19 protein-coding genes are annotated in these 22,639 nt (G+C 39.0%); 10 read left to right on the top strand and 9 right to left on the bottom strand.

Translation table 11 applies throughout. The features are described from left to right. Positions 1 to 318: 318 nt before the first annotated feature. The 3 genes from ACKTS5_RS00295 to ACKTS5_RS00285 all read right to left on the bottom strand — a co-directional run bounded on the left by ACKTS5_RS00295 (position 319) and on the right by ACKTS5_RS00285 (position 4,044). Entirely contained in the window at positions 319 to 1,746 is a 1,428-nt protein-coding gene (locus tag ACKTS5_RS00295; RefSeq protein WP_408041822.1) for an endonuclease/exonuclease/phosphatase family protein, read from the bottom strand. A gap of 326 nt (positions 1,747 to 2,072) precedes the next feature. Continuing rightward, the gene (locus ACKTS5_RS00290; protein WP_408041821.1) at positions 2,073 to 2,582 is read right to left on the bottom strand and encodes a hypothetical protein; all 510 of its coding nucleotides are present in this window, start codon (positions 2,580 to 2,582) and stop codon (positions 2,073 to 2,075) included. Positions 2,583 to 2,706: 124 nt separating this feature from the next. Next, a complete protein-coding gene (locus ACKTS5_RS00285) occupies positions 2,707 to 4,044 on the bottom strand; it encodes a deoxyguanosinetriphosphate triphosphohydrolase (RefSeq protein ID WP_408041820.1) in 1,338 nt (445 codons plus the stop codon). 215 nt (positions 4,045 to 4,259) lie between these two features. On the opposite strand from ACKTS5_RS00285, the gene ACKTS5_RS00280 reads away from it, so the two are divergent. Together ACKTS5_RS00280 and ACKTS5_RS00275 are read left to right on the top strand one after the other, a co-directional pair. Further along, complete coding sequence (locus tag ACKTS5_RS00280; protein WP_408041819.1) at positions 4,260 to 4,757, top strand: Panacea domain-containing protein; 498 nt, start codon at positions 4,260 to 4,262, stop codon at positions 4,755 to 4,757. Continuing rightward, entirely contained in the window at positions 4,750 to 5,076 is a 327-nt protein-coding gene (locus ACKTS5_RS00275) for a hypothetical protein (RefSeq protein ID WP_408041818.1), read from the top strand. Before ACKTS5_RS00280 ends, ACKTS5_RS00275 begins: the two co-directional genes overlap by 8 nt. 188 nt (positions 5,077 to 5,264) lie before the next feature. Here the strand turns inward: ACKTS5_RS00275 and ACKTS5_RS00270 are convergent, their stop codons facing one another. The 3 genes from ACKTS5_RS00270 to trxA all read right to left on the bottom strand — a co-directional run bounded on the left by ACKTS5_RS00270 (position 5,265) and on the right by trxA (position 9,443). After that, the gene (locus tag ACKTS5_RS00270; RefSeq protein ID WP_408041817.1) at positions 5,265 to 7,649 is read right to left on the bottom strand and encodes a ribonucleoside-diphosphate reductase subunit alpha; all 2,385 of its coding nucleotides are present in this window, start codon (positions 7,647 to 7,649) and stop codon (positions 5,265 to 5,267) included. 180 nt (positions 7,650 to 7,829) lie between these two features. Beyond that, complete coding sequence (locus tag ACKTS5_RS00265; RefSeq protein WP_408041816.1) at positions 7,830 to 8,801, bottom strand: ribonucleotide-diphosphate reductase subunit beta; 972 nt, start codon at positions 8,799 to 8,801, stop codon at positions 7,830 to 7,832. 282 nt (positions 8,802 to 9,083) lie between these two features. Continuing rightward, entirely contained in the window at positions 9,084 to 9,443 is a 360-nt protein-coding gene (gene trxA, locus ACKTS5_RS00260) for a thioredoxin (protein WP_408041815.1), read from the bottom strand. Positions 9,444 to 9,714: 271 nt separating this feature from the next. Here trxA and ACKTS5_RS00255 point away from each other — a divergent pair, with 271 nt between their 5' ends. From ACKTS5_RS00255 to ACKTS5_RS00230, 6 genes are all read left to right on the top strand, one after another. After that, on the top strand, positions 9,715 to 11,046 hold the full coding sequence (locus ACKTS5_RS00255) for a serine hydrolase domain-containing protein (RefSeq protein WP_408041814.1): 1,332 nt from the start codon (positions 9,715 to 9,717) through the stop codon (positions 11,044 to 11,046). A gap of 76 nt (positions 11,047 to 11,122) precedes the next feature. Next, positions 11,123 to 11,647: a hypothetical protein gene (locus ACKTS5_RS00250; protein ID WP_408041813.1), complete on the top strand. Its 525-nt coding sequence runs from the start codon at positions 11,123 to 11,125 to the stop codon at positions 11,645 to 11,647. Between the two features lie 10 nt (positions 11,648 to 11,657). Beyond that, complete coding sequence (locus ACKTS5_RS00245; RefSeq protein ID WP_408041812.1) at positions 11,658 to 12,035, top strand: PH domain-containing protein; 378 nt, start codon at positions 11,658 to 11,660, stop codon at positions 12,033 to 12,035. A 230-nt stretch (positions 12,036 to 12,265) separates the two neighbouring features. Next, entirely contained in the window at positions 12,266 to 14,431 is a 2,166-nt protein-coding gene (locus tag ACKTS5_RS00240; RefSeq protein WP_408041811.1) for a prolyl oligopeptidase family serine peptidase, read from the top strand. A 17-nt stretch (positions 14,432 to 14,448) separates the two neighbouring features. Next, on the top strand, positions 14,449 to 16,533 hold the full coding sequence (locus ACKTS5_RS00235) for a M13 family metallopeptidase (RefSeq protein ID WP_408041810.1): 2,085 nt from the start codon (positions 14,449 to 14,451) through the stop codon (positions 16,531 to 16,533). Positions 16,534 to 16,642: 109 nt separating this feature from the next. Beyond that, on the top strand, positions 16,643 to 17,590 hold the full coding sequence (locus ACKTS5_RS00230; RefSeq protein WP_408041809.1) for an ABC transporter ATP-binding protein: 948 nt from the start codon (positions 16,643 to 16,645) through the stop codon (positions 17,588 to 17,590). Positions 17,591 to 17,661: 71 nt separating this feature from the next. On the opposite strand, the gene ACKTS5_RS00225 is transcribed toward ACKTS5_RS00230, so the two are convergent. Both ACKTS5_RS00225 and ACKTS5_RS00220 read right to left on the bottom strand, forming a co-directional pair. After that, the gene (locus ACKTS5_RS00225; RefSeq protein ID WP_408041808.1) at positions 17,662 to 18,111 is read right to left on the bottom strand and encodes a 3-oxoacyl-ACP synthase; all 450 of its coding nucleotides are present in this window, start codon (positions 18,109 to 18,111) and stop codon (positions 17,662 to 17,664) included. A gap of 3 nt (positions 18,112 to 18,114) precedes the next feature. Continuing rightward, positions 18,115 to 19,221: an NAD(P)/FAD-dependent oxidoreductase gene (locus ACKTS5_RS00220; protein ID WP_408042287.1), complete on the bottom strand. Its 1,107-nt coding sequence runs from the start codon at positions 19,219 to 19,221 to the stop codon at positions 18,115 to 18,117. A 70-nt stretch (positions 19,222 to 19,291) separates the two neighbouring features. Here ACKTS5_RS00220 and ACKTS5_RS00215 point away from each other — a divergent pair, with 70 nt between their 5' ends. Continuing rightward, a complete protein-coding gene (locus tag ACKTS5_RS00215) occupies positions 19,292 to 19,771 on the top strand; it encodes a hypothetical protein (RefSeq protein WP_408041807.1) in 480 nt (159 codons plus the stop codon). A gap of 72 nt (positions 19,772 to 19,843) precedes the next feature. Here the strand turns inward: ACKTS5_RS00215 and amaB are convergent, their stop codons facing one another. Further along, positions 19,844 to 21,385: an L-piperidine-6-carboxylate dehydrogenase gene (gene amaB / locus ACKTS5_RS00210; RefSeq protein ID WP_408041806.1), complete on the bottom strand. Its 1,542-nt coding sequence runs from the start codon at positions 21,383 to 21,385 to the stop codon at positions 19,844 to 19,846. A gap of 198 nt (positions 21,386 to 21,583) precedes the next feature. Here amaB and ACKTS5_RS00205 point away from each other — a divergent pair, with 198 nt between their 5' ends. Then, positions 21,584 to 22,630 (top strand): isoaspartyl peptidase/L-asparaginase family protein, encoded by a 1,047-nt coding sequence (locus ACKTS5_RS00205; RefSeq protein WP_408041805.1) that lies wholly within the window; start codon positions 21,584 to 21,586, stop codon positions 22,628 to 22,630. The last annotated feature ends 9 nt before the right edge of the window (positions 22,631 to 22,639 follow it).

Genomic DNA, 22,639 nt, shown 5'->3' with positions numbered 1-22,639 from the left:
AATACCCTAACTATTTTTAACAAAAAAACAACTATTTTAAAAAAATATTAAATCTTTTAACATAAAAAGAATAATATTTTACCAATAGTAATAGGATAGACGTTTTTTTTACTAAAAACTAACAATCATCTAATACTAAAGTTCTTAGTACAAAAAGAAATAGTATTTAGAACGAACTAAACACTATTTCTAATTTAAATTTTCTCATCGCTAAAAGAACTGATACGCACTTTTAATTCCCTTCAATTTAACCCTTAACGCCGTCGAACTCGAAACAGACAGCTGGATAACAACAAGTAGCTCAGAAAACTACTTCGATTACTGGTTGCTAAAGGTAAACGTGACTGTTGGGCTCGTTCCTCCTCCCATGACACCTCGTAATTGAAAACCCTGTGCCGTCGATGTAAAGCGTTTTCCGCTTCCGTCAGAAACCACAGCGTTAATCTTACCGTTGATTTCGTTGGCCGCCCAACCCCAAGGGATAATTGATTTGGTAGAAAAATAATGTCCGGTAGCTCCTATGTGGTACTCCAAAGAACTTTCTACCCCTAAAGCCTCTCCTGGTGGATGTACCACTAGAAAAACACCAAACTTTCCAGGAGGAATCACGCTAGGAGGTTCGCTAAAAAATTCTCCGCCATCCAAAACAATGCGTTTTTTTAAGCGCAGGTACTGATTGGAGGTGTTTTCAATGATTGTCAATCCTGAAACGCCATTACCATAAGCAGACTTTAGTGCTTTAACCGCAGATGCTGCTTCTGAACGGGTATTGTAAAGATGCGGAGGTATCGACGTTTTATCAGTCGTTATGCTTACAACGGTTTGTATTGGATAATGATCGGATACATCGAGTAGTTTCCCAGCCTTTTTAGAGGTATACTTCGGAGTAAACACCTTTGTTAAGTCCTTGTTTACATGAGCTTCTTTAGCGACGAGTATGTAATCTAATCGCGATTGCTCAACCACTTTTTTGTTTGTATCAAAGTGTTGTGCCAGTTCATTATGAACTTCGTCATAGGTATAATTCTTTTTTGTTGGATGCTTTGCTGGATCTTGTAAAAAGCCCAATCGTCGCTCCATGACATTTACGTATTCCCTTTTTTCCGCAGGTACGTTGAGGTCCCCAGCTACGATAATAGGGTAGTCCTTTTTAGCATTCATTCGTTGCAACATTTGACTAAACTGCTTGTTACGAACTTCGAACTGATCATCGTCTGCTTGCAAATGGCTCGCGTACAAATACACACCAGCGCCTTTTTTAGTACCTAATTCCAGCTCCCAAAATCCTTTTTGTGACAAGGCATCAAAACCGGCCGCATCTTTAAAGCGCTCAAAATGCTTTTTATGAACCCCCAATTTCGATAGAATTAATAAACCATCCCCAACAATTCCATTGGCTTCTGTATGGATGGCATAGGGGTGGGTAGCACTTAAACTTTGTGCAATTGCTCGTTTCGACGCATCTGTCCAAACTTCAGTCAATACAAATACATCTGCATCTACTTGTTCCTTGAGAAAAGCAATCACCGCCTTTTGACGTAAAGCGTCTTCGTAACGAGTAATCAAAAACAGATGTGTATTGTAGGTCACCAATTTAATTTGCTCCGTGATACTGCGTTCCATAAATTGGTTTTGCTTAGCTCTATCCTGCGGGATAGCCATTTCTAAAAGTTCATCATTGTGCTGGCAACGCATGCTGATAAAGAATACCAGCACTCCGAGAAGTGCTACAAAAATTTTCTTCATAATAAAGGGTTTAGTGTCCCCTGAAGATAGTGACGACCTAACTCAACCATTTTACCGCTGTGTTACTAATTAGCAGTGTGTAGTTTATTCTTTTGGAGTTGAAGTAGCCCACTTCAAGGATCATGATTACAAACACAAAGGTGTTCCACAAACCCCTCACTATCAAGTTTTAGAAGTCCTAAATCAGCATATAGGACTCCTTACCATCACGAAAGCCTCCCCTATAATTCGCTATACTACTGGTATTGATTATTTTAAACAAAACCTATTCTGAAAGGCTATTGCTGAAAGGTACCAACGGTAAGTGACCAAAACAATGATTGGTTTTAATTATGTCTATCGATAAAATCTTTGTAAAATTTCAAAATTGGTAGTATCGCTTCCCACCAGTTTTCAAAAGCGAGGTGGTATTCCATTTCTAAATGAAAATTCTCGGCTACATTTTTCCCTGTGATACGGGGCTCAAAAGCCTGCTCATTAGCAAGGTTTTTAAGAGTCTTTACGGCACTATTGGTACGTATAAAATTACGAATTCCTGAGTGATCACAATTTAGTTTAAAGCGGTTTCTATTTCTAAAAAACAAGGTTTCCCAGTGACTTCTCGTTACTAATTCAAATTCACCAGAGGCATTGTAAGACAAATCTCTACAGTACACCAAACCCGTAGCACCAACTCCTAAAAAATTTGTTAGTACAACCGTTTTATTGCGATATTCTAAAACTATTTTAACATTAGTCGCAGTATCGCGAACTCCAAACCCTTTGTAAACCAAGGCTTCATTAAAATACAAGGATGCTCCAGCCTTCTTGGCAATTTTTTCTAATACTTCTTTCATTTAACAAGCTACTTTTTCATGCTTTGACAAGATAGCTGTTTAAAACTACCCCACAAAATTAGCTTCTGTAAAAGAGTATTTCCATGATCATTAAAGAGTAAAGCACTCCATTAAGAACAACTATTTAAAATATATCTCCCTTGAGTTTTTTATGCAAACGGATGGCATATCCGTCAGACAATCCTGCTACATAACTACAAACTTGCATAATACGATCGTACAAGCGTTCCTTTCCTTGCTGGTACTCTTGAGGGAGCACATTAAGCACAAGCTTATCGTAATTAGATGCCTTATTTAAGTAGGTATTGTTTAATGCGGTTACGAAAACATCCAATAAATCTGCAATAATTCGATAGCCAGCAACTTCCTTTTCAATGACGTCTTTACTGCGATAAATTTTTTCTACACTGATCTTTATGATATCATTGATTTGTGCCTCGTATTGGCATTTATCGAGCAGGCCTTTGTCAAAAGTTCCTTGCATAATGGCTGCTTCATTATCTAAAAAGATGGTTACAGCCTCGTTAATTAGGACCCCAATAGCGAGGGCTCTCAAGTAGGAAACACGATCTTTTTTATGAATTAGCGAGTGATATTTAGCGCTGTCAATCGTTCCTTTCACCAGTTTAATCAAGTACTCCAATGCGTATTCTTCATCGATTAATCCGAGGTTAATTCCATCTTCAAAATCGATAATCGTATAGCAAATATCATCTGCTGCTTCCACTAAATACGCCAAAGGGTGGCGATAGTACGACACGCCTGTACTTTCCTTTTTTAGCAAACCGAGATCCTGCGCTAAATCATTGAATGCCTCTTTTTCTGACTGAAAAAAACCGTATTTTTTATCGACGATATGCTTGCTTGGTTTTTTAGGTAAACTCTCTTTAGGATACTTGATAAAAGCTCCTAAAGTCGCATAAGACAAACGCAATCCTCCGGTTACACCCGCCTTAGATTCTGTGAGTAGTTTTAATCCATTGGCATTCCCTTCAAAATCGATGAGGTCTTGGTATTCCAGGGCTGTCAGTTCGTCCTTGTACTGCAATCCATTACCCGTTTTAAAATACTCTCCAATAGCTTTTTCACCAGAGTGACCAAAGGGAGGGTTTCCAATATCATGCATGACGGATGCAGCCGCAACTATGGCTCCAAAATCATTGAAGGTATAACCTAATTCGGACAATTGTGGATGTCTTTCTAGTAAGACTTTCCCAACGCGACGTCCTAAGGTTCTTCCAACTACTGATACTTCCAAACTGTGGGTCAAACGGGTGTGAACAAAATCAGTTTTCGATAGGGGAATCACTTGAGTTTTGTCTTGCAAACTCCTAAAAGCAGATGAAAATATAATGCGATCAAAATCGACTTCAAACCCCAAACGCGTTTCATCTTGTTCGGCTCTTAAGCGCTTTTTTGTATCTCCAAATCTCTTTAACGAAAGTAATTGTTCCCAGTTCATATCGGTAGTTTAAGTAAACAAAGTTATTTAAAGTTTTTATCTTTCGGTAAGCTTTTTTTAACTTGCTTCGAATAGGTTTTTACTGAAACCCAGATGCTCTGATAAAAAATTGTAAACGAAAGAGTTAAAACAAAAAGTAAATCCGTACCTTTGTATTAATTAACTTGACTAACCAAAAAATTGTGCTTAACTTTATTACCGAAAATATAAAACACATGGGGAGTACTAGCTCTGTAGCTAATGAATTTATAAAACTTTCTAAGGAGAGTGATGTTGCGCTTACTAATATGAAACTCATTAAATTGATGTACATAGCGCAGGGGCTTTCTCTGTCTTTATTGGAACGTCCAATCTTTAGAAATGACGCTATTGAGGCTTGGAAATTTGGTCCGGTTATCCCTAGTGTATACCACGAGTTTAAGCATTTCAAATCTGATCCTATCACCAGTAAGTCAGTTATCCTTGACAGTGACTGGAGTCATTCATCAGAACCGACTTTAAGCAATGAAGAGGATCGAAAAATAGTGTTGCTCACTTGGCAGCTCTACAGAGATATTTCTGCCAAAGATTTGGTAAATCTCACCCACATGCCTGGAACTCCTTGGAGTTTAACCTACAGTCCAGATCAAAACAGAGTTATCAGTAACGACCTTATCAAAAGGTATTACGATAAGTTTATTATCAACCTGGATAAACAATTAGAGAGTGCATAATTCCAAGCTAGACAAACTACTAGAAGGTTCCAAAAAAGTTGCAGTAGATACCACAAAAATAGACAAAGACACCGCGCTTACCCAACAAGAGGTATACGACCGCGTACAAGACCGATACGAGCGTAAAAAATACGCTTTTCGGACTTTTATATTTCTCTGTGCGTTTACCAGTTTGGTCCTGCTGATTATCATTGCAGCTGGTTTTTCGAAATTGAGTCATTTTGAGTTGAGCGAGGCCGTACTTATTGCCCTCATCACCTCCTCACTAGCTACCGTCGTAGGAATTTTTATATTGGTCATGCGTTATTTGTTTAAATAAATACCCCAGTCTACAAGCTACTCGCGCCACAAACCAGTAAACCTCCATTTTAAGACCTGTTTTATCAGTTTCTAAGGAATCCCTTGTTCCATACACAAACGTTTTATAAAACCCCATTAACACCAAAAAAAGAGCCTTTACCCAATCCGGGCAAAGACTCCTTCGTGTCGATTCTTAGGGAATCAAGCTTATGATCCACACATTAAACAATCATCAGGACCTGCGTTCTTTGATTGTTCAACCATGGCTTTAAATTCTTCTGGGCTCATTGCTGGCTCTTCTTCTTTCTTTTCAACATCTAGTGTAAATTGTTTAGCATTTACAGCCGATTTGGTACGTAGGTAATACATACCTGTCTTCAAACCAGATTTCCAAGCGTAGAAGTGCATCGATGTCAATTTACCGTAATCAGGGTCATTCATAAATAAATTTAACGATTGCGACTGGTCGATAAAGTAACCTCTATGTCGTGCCATATCGATAATATCCTTCATACTCATCTCCCATACAGTTTTATACAGCTCTTTGAGTTCTTGAGGAATCGCATCGATATGCTGAATCGAACCGTTTGCACGCATAATACTCTCCTTCATATTGTTGTCCCATAAATCCAACTCTACCAAGTCTTCCAACAAGTGTTTATTTACGACAATAAACTCTCCAGAAAGTACACGACGCGTATAAATATTAGAAGTATAAGGCTCAAAAGCTTCATTATTTCCTAAAATTTGCGATGTAGATGCTGTTGGCATAGGTGCTAATAACAACGAGTTTCTCACCCCGTGCTCCATCACTTCTTTACGCAGTGATTTCCAATCCCAACGACCACTTAACTCGTCATCTTGAACTCCCCACATATTGTATTGGAATTCTCCTTCAGACATCGGTGATCCTTTAAAAGTAGAATACGGTCCTTTTGCTTTTGCTACCTCCATTGATGAGGTTACTGCAGCGAAATACAAGGTTTCAAAAATTTCCTGATTCAACTTTTTAGCTTCGTCACTTGTGAACGGCATGCGCAGCGTAATAAAAGCATCGGCCAATCCTTGAATTCCCAATCCTACTGGGCGGTGACGGAAGTTTGAGTTTTCAGCTTCTTTAACAGGGTAGTAGTTACGATCAATTACCGTATCTAAGTTACGGATAACTTTTTTCGTCACCTCAAATAATTGCTGGTGATCAAAAAACTTATTTCCGTTTTCATCTTGTGCGATAAACATCGGAATGGCAATAGACGCTAAGTTACATACTGCTACCTCATCTTCAGCAGTATACTCCATAATCTCGGTACACAAATTCGACGAACGAATAGTTCCTAAGTTCTTTTGATTCGACTTGCGATTTGCCGCATCCTTATACAACATATAAGGCGTTCCCGTTTCAATTTGAGACTCTAATATTTTCTCCCAAAGCTCTCGTGCTTTGATGGTTTTTCTACCTTTTCCTGCTGCCTCATAGCTCGTATACAAACGCTCAAATTCCTCACCATACGTATCGTATAAATGCGGGCACTCGTGCGGACACATCAACGTCCAATCCGCATCTTCTTGTACGCGCTTCATAAATAAATCAGAAATCCACATTGCGTAAAACAAGTCACGGGCACGCATTTCTTCTTTACCGTGGTTCTTTTTAAGATCTAGGAAATCAAAGATATCGGCATGCCAAGGCTCTAAATACATGGCAAAAGATCCTTTGCGTTTTCCTCCTCCTTGATCCACGTAACGCGCGGTATCGTTAAATACACGTAACATCGGTACAATTCCGTTTGAAGTACCGTTGGTTCCACTGATATAAGAACCTGTAGCACGGATATTGTGAATAGATAACCCAATACCTCCGGCCGACTGAGAAATTTTAGCCGTTTGTTTTAGAGTATCGTAAATTCCATCAATACTGTCATCTTGCATTTGTAATAAGAAACAAGAAGACATTTGTGGTTTAGGTGTTCCTGAATTAAACAGGGTAGGAGTTGCGTGGGTAAAGTACTTTTTACTCATCAATTCATAAGTTGCGATAGCCTCATCGATATCATTTTTGTGAATACCGATAGACACACGCATTAACATATGCTGTGGACGTTCCGCTATAAGTCCATTTAACTTGAGTAAGTACGATCTTTCTAAAGTTTTAAAACCAAAATAATCATAGTTAAAATCGCGGCTGTAGATGATGGTAGAATCTAATTTATCCGCATTTTTCTCAATGATTTCATAGACATCATCGGCCAAAAGAGGTGCCTTATTACCAGTACGAGGGTTTACGTACACGTAGAGGTCCTTCATGGTCTCTGAGAATGATTTTTTAGTGTTTTTATGTAAGTTAGACACTGCGATTCGAGCTGCTAATTTCGCATAATCTGGATGTGCAGTGGTCATGGTTGCAGCAATTTCTGCGGCTAAGTTATCCAATTCAGAAGTAGTAACTCCATCATACAATCCTTCAATAACACGCATGGCTACTTTAACAGGATCAACAATCTTATTCAAACCATAACACATTTTGCGCACGCGCTCAGTGATTTTATCGAACATTACAGGCTCTTTTCTACCGTCTCTTTTTACTACATACATACTCTTAATAGGTCGTTTTAGGTTAATTTAGCTGTTGCCAAGAGTCCACAAGAACTTCAGCAACCTTTTTTAAATGATTAAAAATGGTTTCCACAATGAAAACTAGATAACGTATGAAAAGCTCAAAGCTTTTATACTTACATTACCGCATGTAGGGGATAGCAGTATTCAATTCCTTTTTTAGAAGTCAGCATCAAAACTGATACTTCCAGTACCTCCTGATTTTACACCAGCTTTTTGGTACTCAGAGACTCTCTTTTCGAAGAAATTAGTTTTTCCTTCTAGAGAGATCATCTCCATAAAGTCAAACGGATTGGAAGACTCGTAGACTTTTTCGCATCCGAATTCGAGTAGTAGTCTATCGGTCACATACTCTAGGTACTGCGTCATTAATTTGGCATTCATTCCTATCAAGCTTACAGGCAATGACTCCGTAATAAATTCGCGTTCTATATCAAGAGCTGACACGATAATTTCTTTAATTCGTTCTTTAGGAACTTTGTTGACTAGGTGGTTGTTGTGTAAGTGAACAGCGAAGTCACAGTGCATACCTTCATCTCTTGAAATCAACTCATTTGAGAAGGTTAGCCCCGGTAATAAACCTCTTTTCTTTAGCCAGAAAATTGAACAGAAAGAACCAGAGAAGAATATTCCTTCAACCGCAGCAAAAGCGATTAAACGCTCAGCAAATGAATCAGAATCAATCCACTTGAGTGCCCAATCAGCCTTTTTCTTAATTGCTGGGAATACCTCTATCGCTTTAAATAACCTGTTCTTTTCTTCTTCGTCCTTAATATAAGTATCGATCAATAATGAATACGTTTCAGAATGAATATTCTCCATCATGATTTGAAACCCATAAAAGAACTTTGCTTCAGAATACTGAACCTCATTTACGAAGTTCTCCGCTAAATTTTCATTTACGATACCATCCGATGCAGCGAAAAAAGCCAATACGTGTTTAATAAAATAGCGCTCGTCGTCAGATAACTTGTGATTCCAATCATTGAGATCAGAATGTAAGTCAATTTCTTCCGCAGTCCAAAAACAAGCCTGTTGCTTTTTATACCATTCCCACAAATCGTTGTGTTGGATTGGAAAAATTACAAATCTGTCTTTGTTTTCTTGTAAAATTGGTTCGATGCCAGCCATTTTTTAAACTAATATTTTCTGTTATTTTTTCGAGTTGTTAAGGGATAAACAAAGATTGGAATTTTTGATTCAAATTGAAAGTTATACTTATTCACAAATCCCTTGAAGTTTTTAACAAATGAGCTTTTTAAGCAATTTTTCACTAAAAAAAAGATTTACATAAACAACTAAAAAACAACTGTTTAAAATTACTTTTTTTCGCTCCGCAGTGATAATCACTGAGTTTGTATTGAACGGCATTTTAAAAAAAAAGTGAGGTAAAATTACCTCACTTTTATCCGTTTATTTTTCTGTTTTGAGCACGTCTTTTATAATTTGCTCTAGCTGCTTTTTCGGCAGTGCTCCGTGTGCCATTTGCGGTTCCTCGCCCATAGGACAAAACAACATGGATGGAATGCTTCGAATTCCAAAAGCAGCCGATAATTCCTGTTCTGCTTCCGTATCTACTTTGTAAATTTTTAGCTTATCACCGTACTCTTCGCTCAATTCCTCCAATACAGGAGCAATCATCTTACATGGACCACACCAATCTGCGTAAAAATCAATAATGGCAGGAACCGACCCCTCAAAAGTCCATTCCTTATTCTTTTCATAATTAAACACCTTTTCTAAAAAAGTTGCTTTGGTTAAATTTTCTGTCATTTCTTTATTCGTATTATCCTGAATTTCTTAATTACACTACATTTGGGCTTGATTAGTCGTAGTATAACCCAATCATTACAGCCCTGGAACTTTATTAACCTTTGTATAGCAAAAGCTACTAACTAAAACTCCTAATGCTCCTATATATTGTTGTCCTTCAAGAACCATACCGCTCCCTTAAACTGAAATATTGACATAAAAAACATATAGTACCTTGCATAACAAGGTATATATTTTTAACTTAGCCGAACTAATACATTAATTTATCAGTATGAAAAGGTACACTGTTTACACGGTATGCCTACTGCTCTTTGCAGTGGCTTGCCAACCGAAACATACTAATAAAACCAAACCAACTGAAGTTCAATCGTTCGCTCGTACTTTTAAGAAGTACCCTCCAGAAACTCATTTTATGGGATCTGTTGAAATTGCGGATCAAACCCGAGTTCGCTTCACAAAACACCAAGGTTTTGAGCAGCTGACCCGAGGGGTCCCGATAGGCAATTCCTCCACCTTTAAAATCGGCTCCGTTTCAAAAATGTTTACCGCGGTGCTCTTATTGAAAGCCTATGAGAAAAAAATGCTCACTTTGGAAACTCCTCTAACAGCGTTCTTCCCAGAAAACAGGCATTGGAAAGACATCCAGGTGAAAATGTTATTACAACACCAAAGTGGAATTCACAATTTCACAGCAGATTCATCCTTCTTTTCCTACCGAGAAACTGCACAAACCCAGCAAATGCTGTTGGGAAAAATCAGCAATTTCCCCTTAGATTTCACACCAGGGCACAGCACTGAGTACAGTAATTCTAACTATTTTTTGTTAGCACTCATTTTAGAAAAACTGTATCAGCAGCCCTACGCAGCACTCATCAAATCTGAAATTATTACTCCCTTAAAACTCAGGCATACCTATGAAGGTACAACCATAACAGCCGCTGCTCAACCTAACTCGTATACCTATACTAGCCATTGGACTCTATTTCCACCTACCCATCTGTCTATTCCTTTGGGTAGCGGCTCACTGTGTTCCAACCCGAGCGATCTCAATCGGTTTTTATCAGCTCTTTTTGAGGGAAAACTCCTCCAGCAAAACACCCTAGCACTCATGCTTTCTGCTAGGCAACAATTTGGACTAGGAATAAAAGAATACGTTTTTAACGATCAGAAGGCTTGGGGACATATGGGAAGTATTGACGGGTTTAAAACTGCGGCTCTCTATTTTCCAAAGCAAAAGATAGCCCTGAGTGTTTGCTCAAACGGTACTGCTAATAATTTCGATCAGTTCCTTCAAGAACTCACTAGCGAATTTTTTAATCGACCCCAATTACAAATTTCTCAGCAACAACTCTTGCAGTATACCGGCCGTTATCAAGACCCTACAGACCCTAAACACCAACCGGAATTCTCTGCAAAAAACGGAATCCTATACCTTCATCTCAGTGACTTTAAAGATCCGTTGCGTTATAAAGGAGCTCACGAGTTTGTATTGGATCAAATACATGCAAATCCCATCCATTTCGTATTTGACACAAAAAACAATCAGCTCACTTTTAAGCAGGGTACCTTTAAGTGTACGATGAAAAAACAAGAACAAGGCTAGGTTGAAGACCTAGCTTTTTCTTTTTCATCTTTCAAAAAATCTCGTATCTTTAATCCCAAAATTGACTAACTGAGCTATGAATTCATTTGAAATAAAAGGAAACCTCCTGACCATGAAAAATGGTAAAACACCTGTTGTTGTCAGAGTTATTACTTTTACTTTAGCACTGCTCTTTTTTCTTATGCCGATAGCTGCTTTGGTGAAGGCTTTTATGGAACAGCAAGCTCCCACTTTTTATTTGTTTGCCTTTGTCATGGTGTTAGCTTTAATGGGCTACTATATGTTTCGTATTTCTCTGTGGAATACCTATGGAGTAGACCTCATTGATTTTCGCGGCGATCGCATCACATACACGACTCACTACGGATGGTTTTCAGAAGAAATGGATACTTTACCCGTTAGGGGCGCTGTGTTCTTTACTTTCGACACATCACGTTCAAAAGATAATACTACAGGCAGTTTATGCATTTCATCAGCAGAGCAGTCAATTCAATGTACAGTACAAATTCCTCTTAATGAGTTAGAGCTACTCCTAAAAAAGCTCGAAAAATCAAGCTTTACAGCTACTTATAATAATGACAAATCAACATTAATTATATAACTCTAAACTCATGGGATTATTTAACAAATTGCTAGGCAACGCCAGCGAAGTAAATTCAGAAAAACTCAACGAAAAATACGCGCGATTGCTATTGGCCAACGAGGAAATTGAATTGGGATTCAAATTGGTAAGAGATACCTTTATGTTTACCAATAAGCGCTTAATTTTAGTAGATGTTCAAGGACTTTCGGGAAGTAAAGTTGAGTACTTATCACTTCCTTACAAGAGTATCTCACGTTTTTCATTGGAAACAGCGGGTACCTTTGACCTCGATGCAGAATTAAAGATTTTTATGTCAAGCGCCGACACTCCAACGGTTAGTAAAAAATTTAATAAGAGCATCGATATCTACGAAGTACAAAAATACTTGGCATCAAAAGTGATGTAAGCATCCAAAATATTAGCGCCACTTTCCAAATCCAGGAGAGTGGCCTGATTTTAAACACAGTACAGCTTCTCTCGCTGTTTGTTCTAAAAAAATTCTCGCTCGTTTCACTACTAAAAAAGGAGCTTCCTTCGTTTACTGGAATGTTATCATATGTTAAAATCCTCTTAAAATGTAACATTTCCGGATTTATTTCATCTAACTTTGAGAGAATTATCTAACTATTTCATACCATGAAAAAACTACTCTTCCCTGTTATGGCAGCGGGCGCACTATTGGTCGCATGTGATAACACCAATTCATCAACTTCAAAACAAGATATTGCCGTGAAATACCCGGAAACCACTAAAAAACCAGTTGTTGACACCTATTTTGAAACTAAGGTGACCGATAATTACAGATGGTTAGAAGATGACAGAAGTCCTGAAACTGAAGCTTGGGTAAAAGCTGAAAATGCAGTAACCTTCGATTATTTAAAGAAAATTCCTTACCGCGAACAACTCAAAGAGCGATTGTCAGCACTTTGGAACTACGAAAAAGTAGGGACGCCATTTATCGAAGGAGACTATACTTATTATTATAAAAATGACGGGTTGCAAAACCAATACGTTATTTACCGAAAAGATAAAGAAGGAAAAGAAGAGGTCTTTTTAGATCCTAATGGTTTTTCAAAAGACGGTACGACCTCTTTAGGATCTGTGAGCTTTACCAAAGATGGTAAAACAGTAGCCTATTCAATTTCAGAAGGAGGAAGTGATTGGAGAAAAGTAATTATCATGGATGCGGAGACGAAAGAAATTAAAGAAGATACGCTCGTTGACGTTAAGTTTTCAGGAATTTCTTGGAAAGGTAATGAAGGATTTTTCTATTCTAGTTACGACAAGCCAAAGGGTAGCGAATTGTCGGCCAAGACAGATCAACACAAATTGTACTTCCATAAATTAGGTACTCCACAATCAGAAGACAAGGTAATTTTTGGAGCTACTCCAGAAGAGAAACACCGCTATGTAGGAGGTTATTTGACTGAAGACGATCGCTATTTATTGATTTCAGCATCTACCTCTACCTCTGGAAACAAACTATTTATCAAAGATTTAAACGATCCGAAAGCCAAACTCGTAAGTATCGTGGATAATTTTGACAGCGATACCTATGTAATTGACAACAGAGGAAGCAAACTATACTTGGTAACCAACTTAAATGCACCGAATAAAAAGGTGGTAACTGTGGATGCTGCAAATCCTACTCCTGATCAGTGGGTAGATTTTATTGCAGAGACAGAAAACGTACTTTCACCATCAACAGGAGCGGGATACTTTTTCGCAGAGTACATGGTTGATGCAGTATCAAAAGTAATGCAATACGATTTTGACGGAACCTTAATTCGTGAGGTTAAACTACCAGGTGTAGGATCTGCTGGAGGATTTGGAGGTAAAACAACCGCCAAAGAATTATATTTCTCATTCACAAACTACAACACTCCTTCATCATCGTATAAATTTGATCCAAAAACAGGAGACTACCAAGTATATTGGACGCCGAATATTTCGTTTAATTCGGACGATTACGAGAGCAAGCAAGTATTCTATACTTCAAAAGACGGTACCAAAGTTCCAATGATTATCACCTATAAAAAAGGTATCGAACTCAACGGAAAGAACCCTACTATTTTATATGGATACGGAGGATTTAACGTAAGCTTAACTCCGAGTTTTAGCATAGGAAATGCCGTTTGGATGGAGCAAGGTGGTGTGTATGCTGTTCCGAATTTAAGAGGAGGAGGAGAATACGGTAAAAAGTGGCACGATGCAGGAACTCAAATGAAAAAGCAAAACGTATTTGACGATTTTATCGCTGCAGCTGAATACTTAATCGCTGAAAAATATACTTCTTCTGATTTCTTAGCTATCCGAGGAGGATCAAATGGAGGTTTGTTAGTGGGAGCTACCATGACACAACGTCCTGAATTAATGAAAGTAGCACTTCCTGCAGTTGGGGTACTAGACATGTTGCGTTACCACACCTTTACAGCGGGAGCTGGTTGGGCTTACGACTACGGTACATCTGAACAAAGTAAAGAAATGTTTGAGTACTTAAAAGCGTATTCTCCAGTACACAATGTAAAAGACGGAGTGGCCTATCCGGCAACTTTGGTAACTACCGGAGATCATGACGATCGCGTAGTCCCTGCTCACAGTTTCAAGTTTGCTGCAGAACTACAAGCACATCAAAAAGGGAACAATCCTGTGTTAATCAGAATTGAAACCAATGCCGGACACGGTGCTGGAACCCCAGTTGCAAAGACTATAGAACAGTACGCTGACATCTTTGGATTTACCCTTTATAACATGGGATTCAAAGCATTGCCGAACCCAAGCACGGCGAAAATCAAATCATAATCAAATATATTAGCACAATGAGAACATTACATAAAGTTGTTTTTACTTCTGCCTTGGCATCCCTTGCCATTGCATGTAAGACTGAAAACAAAGAAGCGAAGCCTGAAGCAAAAGCTCAGGGTATCGTTTTGGCCAATATGGATCCTTCTGTAAAACCCAGTGATGACTTTTTCACTTATGTCAATGGTAAGTGGATTGAGAACACGAAAATTCCTGCCGACAGAACTTCTTGGGGAGGTTTTGGAGAGTTGGTTAAAAAGACCGATGCCGATGTCTTAGCCATTTTGGAAGAGGCTATTGAACAGGGAAATTTTCCAAAGGTAAAAGATGCCAACGGAAACGAAATTGATTCTGATCAGCAGAAAGCTGTAAACTACTACCAGACCATTATGGATACCGTAGCTAGAAATCAAGCTGGAATAGCCCCAATTGAACCTTTTTTAAAGCGTATTTCCGAAATTAAAAACCTGGATGACGTTCAACAGTACTTAATCAATATGGCTCCATATGGAGGTGGTGGTTTTTATGGATTCAGTGTTTTTAACGACTTAAAAAACAGTTCCATCAATGCTGGATACTTAGGTTCTGACGGTCTTGGACTCTCTCGTGATTACTACGTTGATGCAAAGGTTAAAGAGAAATTAGCAAAGTACGAACTCTTCGTTGCCAAAATTCTCGAGAAATTTGGAGACGACACTGCTACAGCACAGAAAAATGCTGCTGCGATCATCAGCTTTGAAAAGAGCTTGGCGGAGCCTATGATGAGCAAAGAGATGCGCAGAGATACTCGTAAAATATACAATCCAATGACAATTGCTGAATTGACAAATTTGGCTCCAGCTGTTAATTGGGATGCTTACTTCAAAGGAATTGGCGTAACTGATATCGATAAAATAATTGTTACGGATCCTGGATACTTTAAAGCCATGAGTAGTCTTTTAAAAACTCGTTCTATCGACGATATCAAACTCTTACTGCGCTGGAATGCTATCAATGGTTCGCTCGGTTTGTTAACTACAGATTTAGACAAAGCCAGTTGGGAATTCTACAGTAAAGAAATGCGTGGTGCTGAGAAGCAACGCCCTCGAAATGAGCGAGCTTTAAACAGCTTAAACCGTGCTATCGGAGAAGCTTTAGGTAAGTTATACGTAGAAAAAAAGTTTCCGCCTGAAGCGAAGAAAAAAGCACGTGAAATGATTGATAATGTAATGCTTGGATTTGAAAAGCGCATCAATCAATTGCCTTGGATGAGTGAAGAAACTAAGAAAAAAGCCTTAGATAAACTTCATAAGTTAACTGTTAAAATAGCCTATCCGGACAAGTGGAAAGATTATTCGGCATTGCAAGTAAAAGGAACCGAAAAAGGAGGAAACTACTTTGACAACGCCCTTCAAATTCGTCAGTGGAACTTTATGAAGACTTTGGAGAAATTAGGTAAAGAAGTAGATAAGACAGAGTGGGGGATGTCTCCGCAAACTGTAAATGCGTATTTCAATCCGGTGAACAATGAAATCGTATTCCCAGCAGCTATCTTACAACCTCCATTCTACAATTACAAAGCTGATGATGCTGTAAACTACGGTGGAATTGGTGCTGTTATCGGGCATGAAATTTCTCATAGCTTCGACGATTCTGGTGCGCGTTTTGACGGTGATGGAAACCTCAAAAACTGGTGGACAGAAGAAGATTCTGAGAAGTTTAAAGTTGCAGGAAAACGCTTGATCGATCAGTTTAGTACTATTGTCGCTATTGACAGCATGCACTTAAATGGTGAGTATACACTTGGTGAAAACATCGGTGATTTAGGAGGTGTTCAGGCAGCTTATGAAGGATTACAGATCTTTTTAGCTAAAAATGGACGTCCTGAAAACATTGATGGATTTACACCTGAGCAACGTTTCTTCCTTTCTTGGGGAACCATTTGGAGAACTAAGATGAGAGATGAAGCTCTTAAAAATAGAATTATGACCGATACCCACGCACCTGGTATGTATCGCGCATATATGCCTTTAAAAAACGTAGACGCTTTTTACGAAGCATTCGATGTTAAGGAAGGAGACAACATGTATTTAAAACCAGAAGATCGCGTTCGAATCTGGTAATTTGAATACGACTGAATTTTAAAAACTGGCCTTGTGCCAGTTTTTTTTATGGTTATTTACCGTGTATTCTAAAGTACAAAAGCTCGTTAATTATCGTATTTTTGCAAGCATGCTTCAAGTACAAGACATACGGTTTACCTATCCTGATAAAACAGCTACCTTACATTCCATCAGCTTTGATTTAGCCCCTGGAGAGCACTTGTGTGTCATGGGCGAAAGTGGGTGTGGAAAATCAACCCTACTCAAACTCATTTACGGCTTACTCGACCTGAAATCCGGACATATCTTTTGGAAAGAAACAGAAGTTCTCGGACCAGAGCACTACTTAGTCCCTGGTATGGATTTTTTTAAATACGTCGCACAGGATTTTGATTTGATGCCATTCACTAGTGTCGCTGAAAACATCTCGAAATACTTATCTCGTTTTTATCCTGAAAAAGCTCAAAAACGAACCAAAGAACTCTTGGAAGTCATTGAAATGACAGCCTTTTCAGACGTTAAGGTAAAAAACTTGAGCGGGGGACAACAACAGCGCGTTGCCATTGCACGTGCTTTGGCCAAGGAACCTGAATTACTTTTACTCGATGAACCTTTTAGCCAAATCGATAATTTTAAGAAAAATTCGCTGCGCAGAAAGCTGTTTCAGTATTTAAAGGAGAAGAACATCAGTTGTATCGTTGCGACACACGACGGAAACGACGCATTGTCTTTTGCCGACAAACTACTGATTATCAAAGACCAGCAATGTTTGGATTTCGACAGCCCCACAGCACTGTACAACCATCCTAAAAACCGCTATACCGCAGCGCTCTTTGACGATGTCAATGAAATCCAATTTAACGGTACTACCACATTTTGGTACCCACATCAAATTAGCATTGTCGATCACAGTGAATATCGCGGTACTGTAGTTACTAGTTACTTCAGAGGTAGTACTTGGTTGCTAGAGATCGAATTCAACGAAACGCATATTTTTGTGAATCACCCAAGGCCTATCCCTAAAAAAAGAACAGTTTCACTGGAATTTAATAAAAAACTCACTCGTGAAACCGTCTAAATTATAAACAACCGATTTTTGACATTCATCAGTTATATAACAACCTCGTTGTACTATTCCCTACCACAAAATTAAAATACCGCGGTTATTTTGATGCTCATGCCGTTTAAAATCTCGGTGTCTCCAGCTCTTTTACCCAATAACAACTTTCCTATTGGAGAAGACAGCGAAACCGCAAAATAATTTTGGTCCGCTATGTGCAAGCTTCCAGCAGAAATACTCAGGTAATACTGTCCTTTATTGGTATGTACCAGACTTCCTAGACGAGCGACGTCAGAGCTGTCTAGTCCGATTTTATTCAAAGTCGTTTGCATGGCTTGGATATTTTGTAGTTGCTGTCCTGCTTTTTCCATTTCCAATTGAATCATGGCCCTTCCTGTTTCGTGTTTGTCACCGGCAGAGCTCTTGGTTTCAGAATTCAACGAATCTCTTCCTGACGACATGACCTTGCTAACCGTTTCCAAACGCTTGTTCACAAAGCGCTCACAAGCTTCTTTTAATTGTCGTTTAATCGCTTCCATACACTACACTATTTCAGCCAGTTCTTTTCCTATTAAACTACCTATGGCCACCCCCATTCCTCCTAAGCGGACACCACAGTATACATGAGCGTCCAGAGATTTAACGATCGCTTTCTTTTGTTCACCTACGCCCATAATTCCACTCCAACGCTGCGCTATTTTAACCTTCTTCCCGGGTAATATCACGGTTCGTAGCAATTCTTCTAACTTGTTTTGCACCAATTGAGTTTGCCCGAATTCAGCGGTCTCTTCTGCTTTGAAATCCAAATTTCGTCCGCCTCCAAACAAAATTCTACCATCGATATTTCTAAAGTAATAGTACCCTTTGTCTAAGTGAAAGGTCCCTTCAATGTGTAAGTCTGGTATCGGTTCTGTAATCAATACCTGAGCTCGTGCTGGCTTAACATCAGCCGACAGCAGTTGTCTGGCAAAGCCATTGGTCGTAATGCACAATTTTGCCGTGCGAAATTCAAAACTTCCCAAAGATACGCGTACCCCATCAGCATCACTTTGATATTCGGTTACTTCACAACTGTTCAGTACGCGAATTCCTCGATGCTGTACCAGTGCTAATAAAGAAGCCATCATACTACCCGTATCTATTTGCCCTTCAAAATTATTAACGATATACGACGGGTGTATATTCTCGAACTCAAATACATTCGTCATTTCGGTAAACACTGGTTGTTTAAATAAAGGCAATAAGAGCTCATTTACGCGTTCTTTTTCTAGAACGCAAGTATTGTATAGCTTTTTATCTAAAAACAGCTCAAATCCTTTCTTTTGTTGAAAATCTAATTTTAGATCTCCAACGGTACTCCGAAGTTCTTTTAAACCTTCCCAACGCTTGGCCACTAAATCAAGAACTTCAGCTTCGCGGTGACTCTGTAAATCATCAATGAGTTCTGACAAACTTCCAAAACAGGCAAATCCCGCATTTTTAGTACTTGCTCCTTGTGGCAACATTCCTTTCTCCAAAACGAGTATTTTGGCTGTAGGATATTTCTTTTTGAGCTGTAAGGCCGTTGACAAACCGACAATTCCACTGCCTACAATGGTAATATCGACATTTGAAAACCACTCTTTCAACTCCCAGTAACTGAAATTCAACATTTTATAATCGCTAATAAATTAGTATTTTGGCACACTACTTGAAAAGCTAAAATATAAACAATATCTCATGAAATTAATGAAACTCTTCAGCTTGTTGTTCCTAAGTTTAGGATTTATCCAATGTGGCAGCACCAAATTTGACCAAACCCCACCTTTTAAAATACTGAGTGCCAAAATGACTCACATTACTGGTGGAGTTCCAGGAGTCTCGAGTTTAGACGTATATCTACAATACACTGCAGCGACCAAACCAACGGTTAAACACCTTTATTTTAGAGGTAAAAAAACAACGGCTATCATTGAGCAAAAGCTCGACAATCCGTATATCGTTGCGCGCTTTAAAGAAGAAGACAATGCTGAACGCTACGATTTAGAACTTCAAAAAGACGTCAAAAAGGAATACGGTAATACGACCGCTAAGAAAGCAGAAAAATTTCCTTTTGAATTGCAACAAAATGAAGCTGTACTGAGTTATGAAGTTAACGGAAAGCTCCGCTACTACAAGATTTCAAACATCAAAGAAAATACTCCTGTTCGCATGCGCTAAGTTGCGAACGTAACACATAAAAAAAGCCTCGTTGATTTTCAACGAGGCTTTTTTTATATGATTAAAATTCTACTATAAATCGAATTTAATTCCTTGTGCTAACGGTAAATCTGTAGTGTAGTTAATCGTATTTGTTTGACGACGCATATACACTTTCCAAGCATCTGATCCAGACTCACGTCCACCACCAGTTTCTTTCTCTCCACCAAAAGCTCCTCCGATTTCTGCTCCTGAAGTACCGATGTTAACATTGGCAATTCCACAGTCAGAACCTGCGTGTGATAAGAAACGTTCTGCTTCGCGTAAGTTATTGGTCATGATAGCAGATGACAACCCTTGTGCCACTCCATTTTGAATTGCAAGAGCATTTTCTACATCTCCTTCGTACTTCAATAAATACAATACTGGAGCAAAAGTTTCGTGTTGTACAATTTCAAAGTCGTTAGAAGCTTCAGCGATAGCAGGCTTTACATAACATCCACTTTCGTATCCTTCACCTTCTAAAACACCACCTTCTACTAAGATGTTACCTCCTTCTGCAACTACTTTTTCAAGTGCATTTTTGTACATTCCTACTGCATCCGTATCGATTAACGGCCCCACGTGGTTATTTTCATCTAATGGGTTTCCAATACGCAACTGCTTGTAAGCATCAACTAAAGCGGTTTTCACCGTTTCGTACATTGATTCGTGGATAATTAAACGACGTGTAGACGTACAGCGTTGTCCAGCAGTTCCTACCGCTCCAAATACCGCTCCGATAACTGTCATTTTAATATCCGCATCTGGAGTTACAATAATTGCATTGTTTCCTCCTAACTCTAATAAAGACTTTCCAAGGCGACCAGCTACTTCTTTAGCAACGATTTTCCCCATACGTGTTGACCCTGTAGCAGATACTAAAGGAATACGCGTGTCTTTAGATAAGTACTCACCTACTTGGTAATCTCCGTTCACTAAACAAGAGATTCCTTCTGGCAAGTTATTTTCTTTTAATACCTCAGCAATAATGTTTTGACAGGCAACTCCACACAACGGTGTCTTTTCTGATGGCTTCCACACACAAACATCTCCACAAATCCAAGCCAAAGCAGTATTCCATGCCCACACAGCAACTGGGAAGTTAAATGCCGAGATAATTCCTACCACTCCTAATGGGTGATATTGCTCGTACATTCTGTGTCCAGGACGTTCAGAGTGCATCGTTAAACCGTGTAATTGACGTGATAATCCTACAGCGAAATCACAAATATCAATCATCTCTTGTACCTCTCCCAATCCTTCTTGGTAAGATTTACCCATTTCGTAAGAAACTAATTTTCCTAGCGATTCTTTCTTCTCGCGTAACTTTTCACCAAACTGACGAACAATCTCTCCTCTTTGTGGAGCAGGCATCAATCTGAAAGTTTTAAAAGCTCCCGTTGCAGCTTCCATTACTTTCTCGTAATCTTCTTTAGTCGATCCTTTTACCTTTCCAATTAACTTACCATCTACCGGAGAATACGATTCGATGATTTCTCCATTTGAAAAGTTAACGGCACCAGTAGAAGTCCCTTCGTTGATTTCTTGAAGCCCTAAGTCTTTTAAAGCCTCTGCTATTCCAAAATTAGTCATGGTATTTCTTAATTTAATTATAATCGTACTTTTAGGGTAACAAAACTACAAATAAAATAAGTTTATAATAATTAACATTTAAAAGAATTTTGTTTAATTTTAAAACATTCTGTGTAAATATTAATATTTCCTCACGTAGTTGTTGCAACTTACCAACGGCTTCAAGCATCAATGAATCAAACAATTAACAACTTTACTATGAAAACACTTAGTTTCATCGCGAGTATCGCTTTGGTATTTACCCAATGCAAAACACCTAAAAAAAATACGAGTTCCACAGAAAACCCTACCAATAAATTTGCCATCGTCATCCACGGAGGTGCCGGTACTATCTTGAAAAAAAACATGAGCCCAGCACTGGAGTCTGCCTACAAGGCCAAACTCACGGAAGCAGCTCAAACGGGTTACGAAATTCTCAAAAATGGTGGAAGCAGTACAGAGGCCGTTGAACGAAGCATCCACATCTTGGAAAACTCACCGTTGTTTAACGCCGGTAAAGGTGCTGTTTTTACCCATGCAGAAACCAATGAAATGGACGCTTCTATTATGGAGGGAGCCACTGGAAAGGCCGGAGCTGTTGCTGGGGTAACCAAAGTAAAGAACCCTATTTCTGCCGCCATTGCAGTGATGAATCAATCAAATCACGTATTACTTTCAGGTAATGGAGCTGATACCTTTGCGGCTCAGGCAGGACTCGACATCGTCGACCCTAGCTATTTTTACACCGAAAAACGCCATCAGTCACTGCTTCGAATTAAAGCAAAAAACAAGGCTCAATTAGACCACGATGCTAAAACAGCCATGCACGATCCTTATATAAAAAACAGCAAATACGGAACTGTAGGTTGTGTCGCTCTCGACAAGCAAGGCAATATTACCGCTGGAACTTCCACAGGAGGAATGACCAACAAGCGATGGAATAGGATAGGAGACTCACCGATTATCGGAGCAGGAACCTACGCAAATAATAGCACTTGTGGCGTTTCATCAACAGGATGGGGTGAATACTTTATAAGGGGAGTAGTCGCTTACGATATCGCGGCTCAAATGGATTATAAAAAGGCAAGCTTACAAGACGCTACCCACGATGTCATCCAACGAAAACTAACTGCAGCAGGAGGTACCGGTGGGATCATCGCTATTGACCGTCTGGGAAATATCTCTTGGGAATTCAATACAGCAGGTATGTATAGAGCTTCTGTAAATGACCGAGGAGTGCTTACTGTAAAAATCTATCAAGAATAAAAAAAGCCC

This window comes from Tenacibaculum litopenaei (assembly GCF_964514025.1).
Taxonomy (GTDB): domain Bacteria; phylum Bacteroidota; class Bacteroidia; order Flavobacteriales; family Flavobacteriaceae; genus Polaribacter; species Polaribacter litopenaei.
This window is presented reverse-complemented; position numbering and strand designations above follow the sequence as displayed.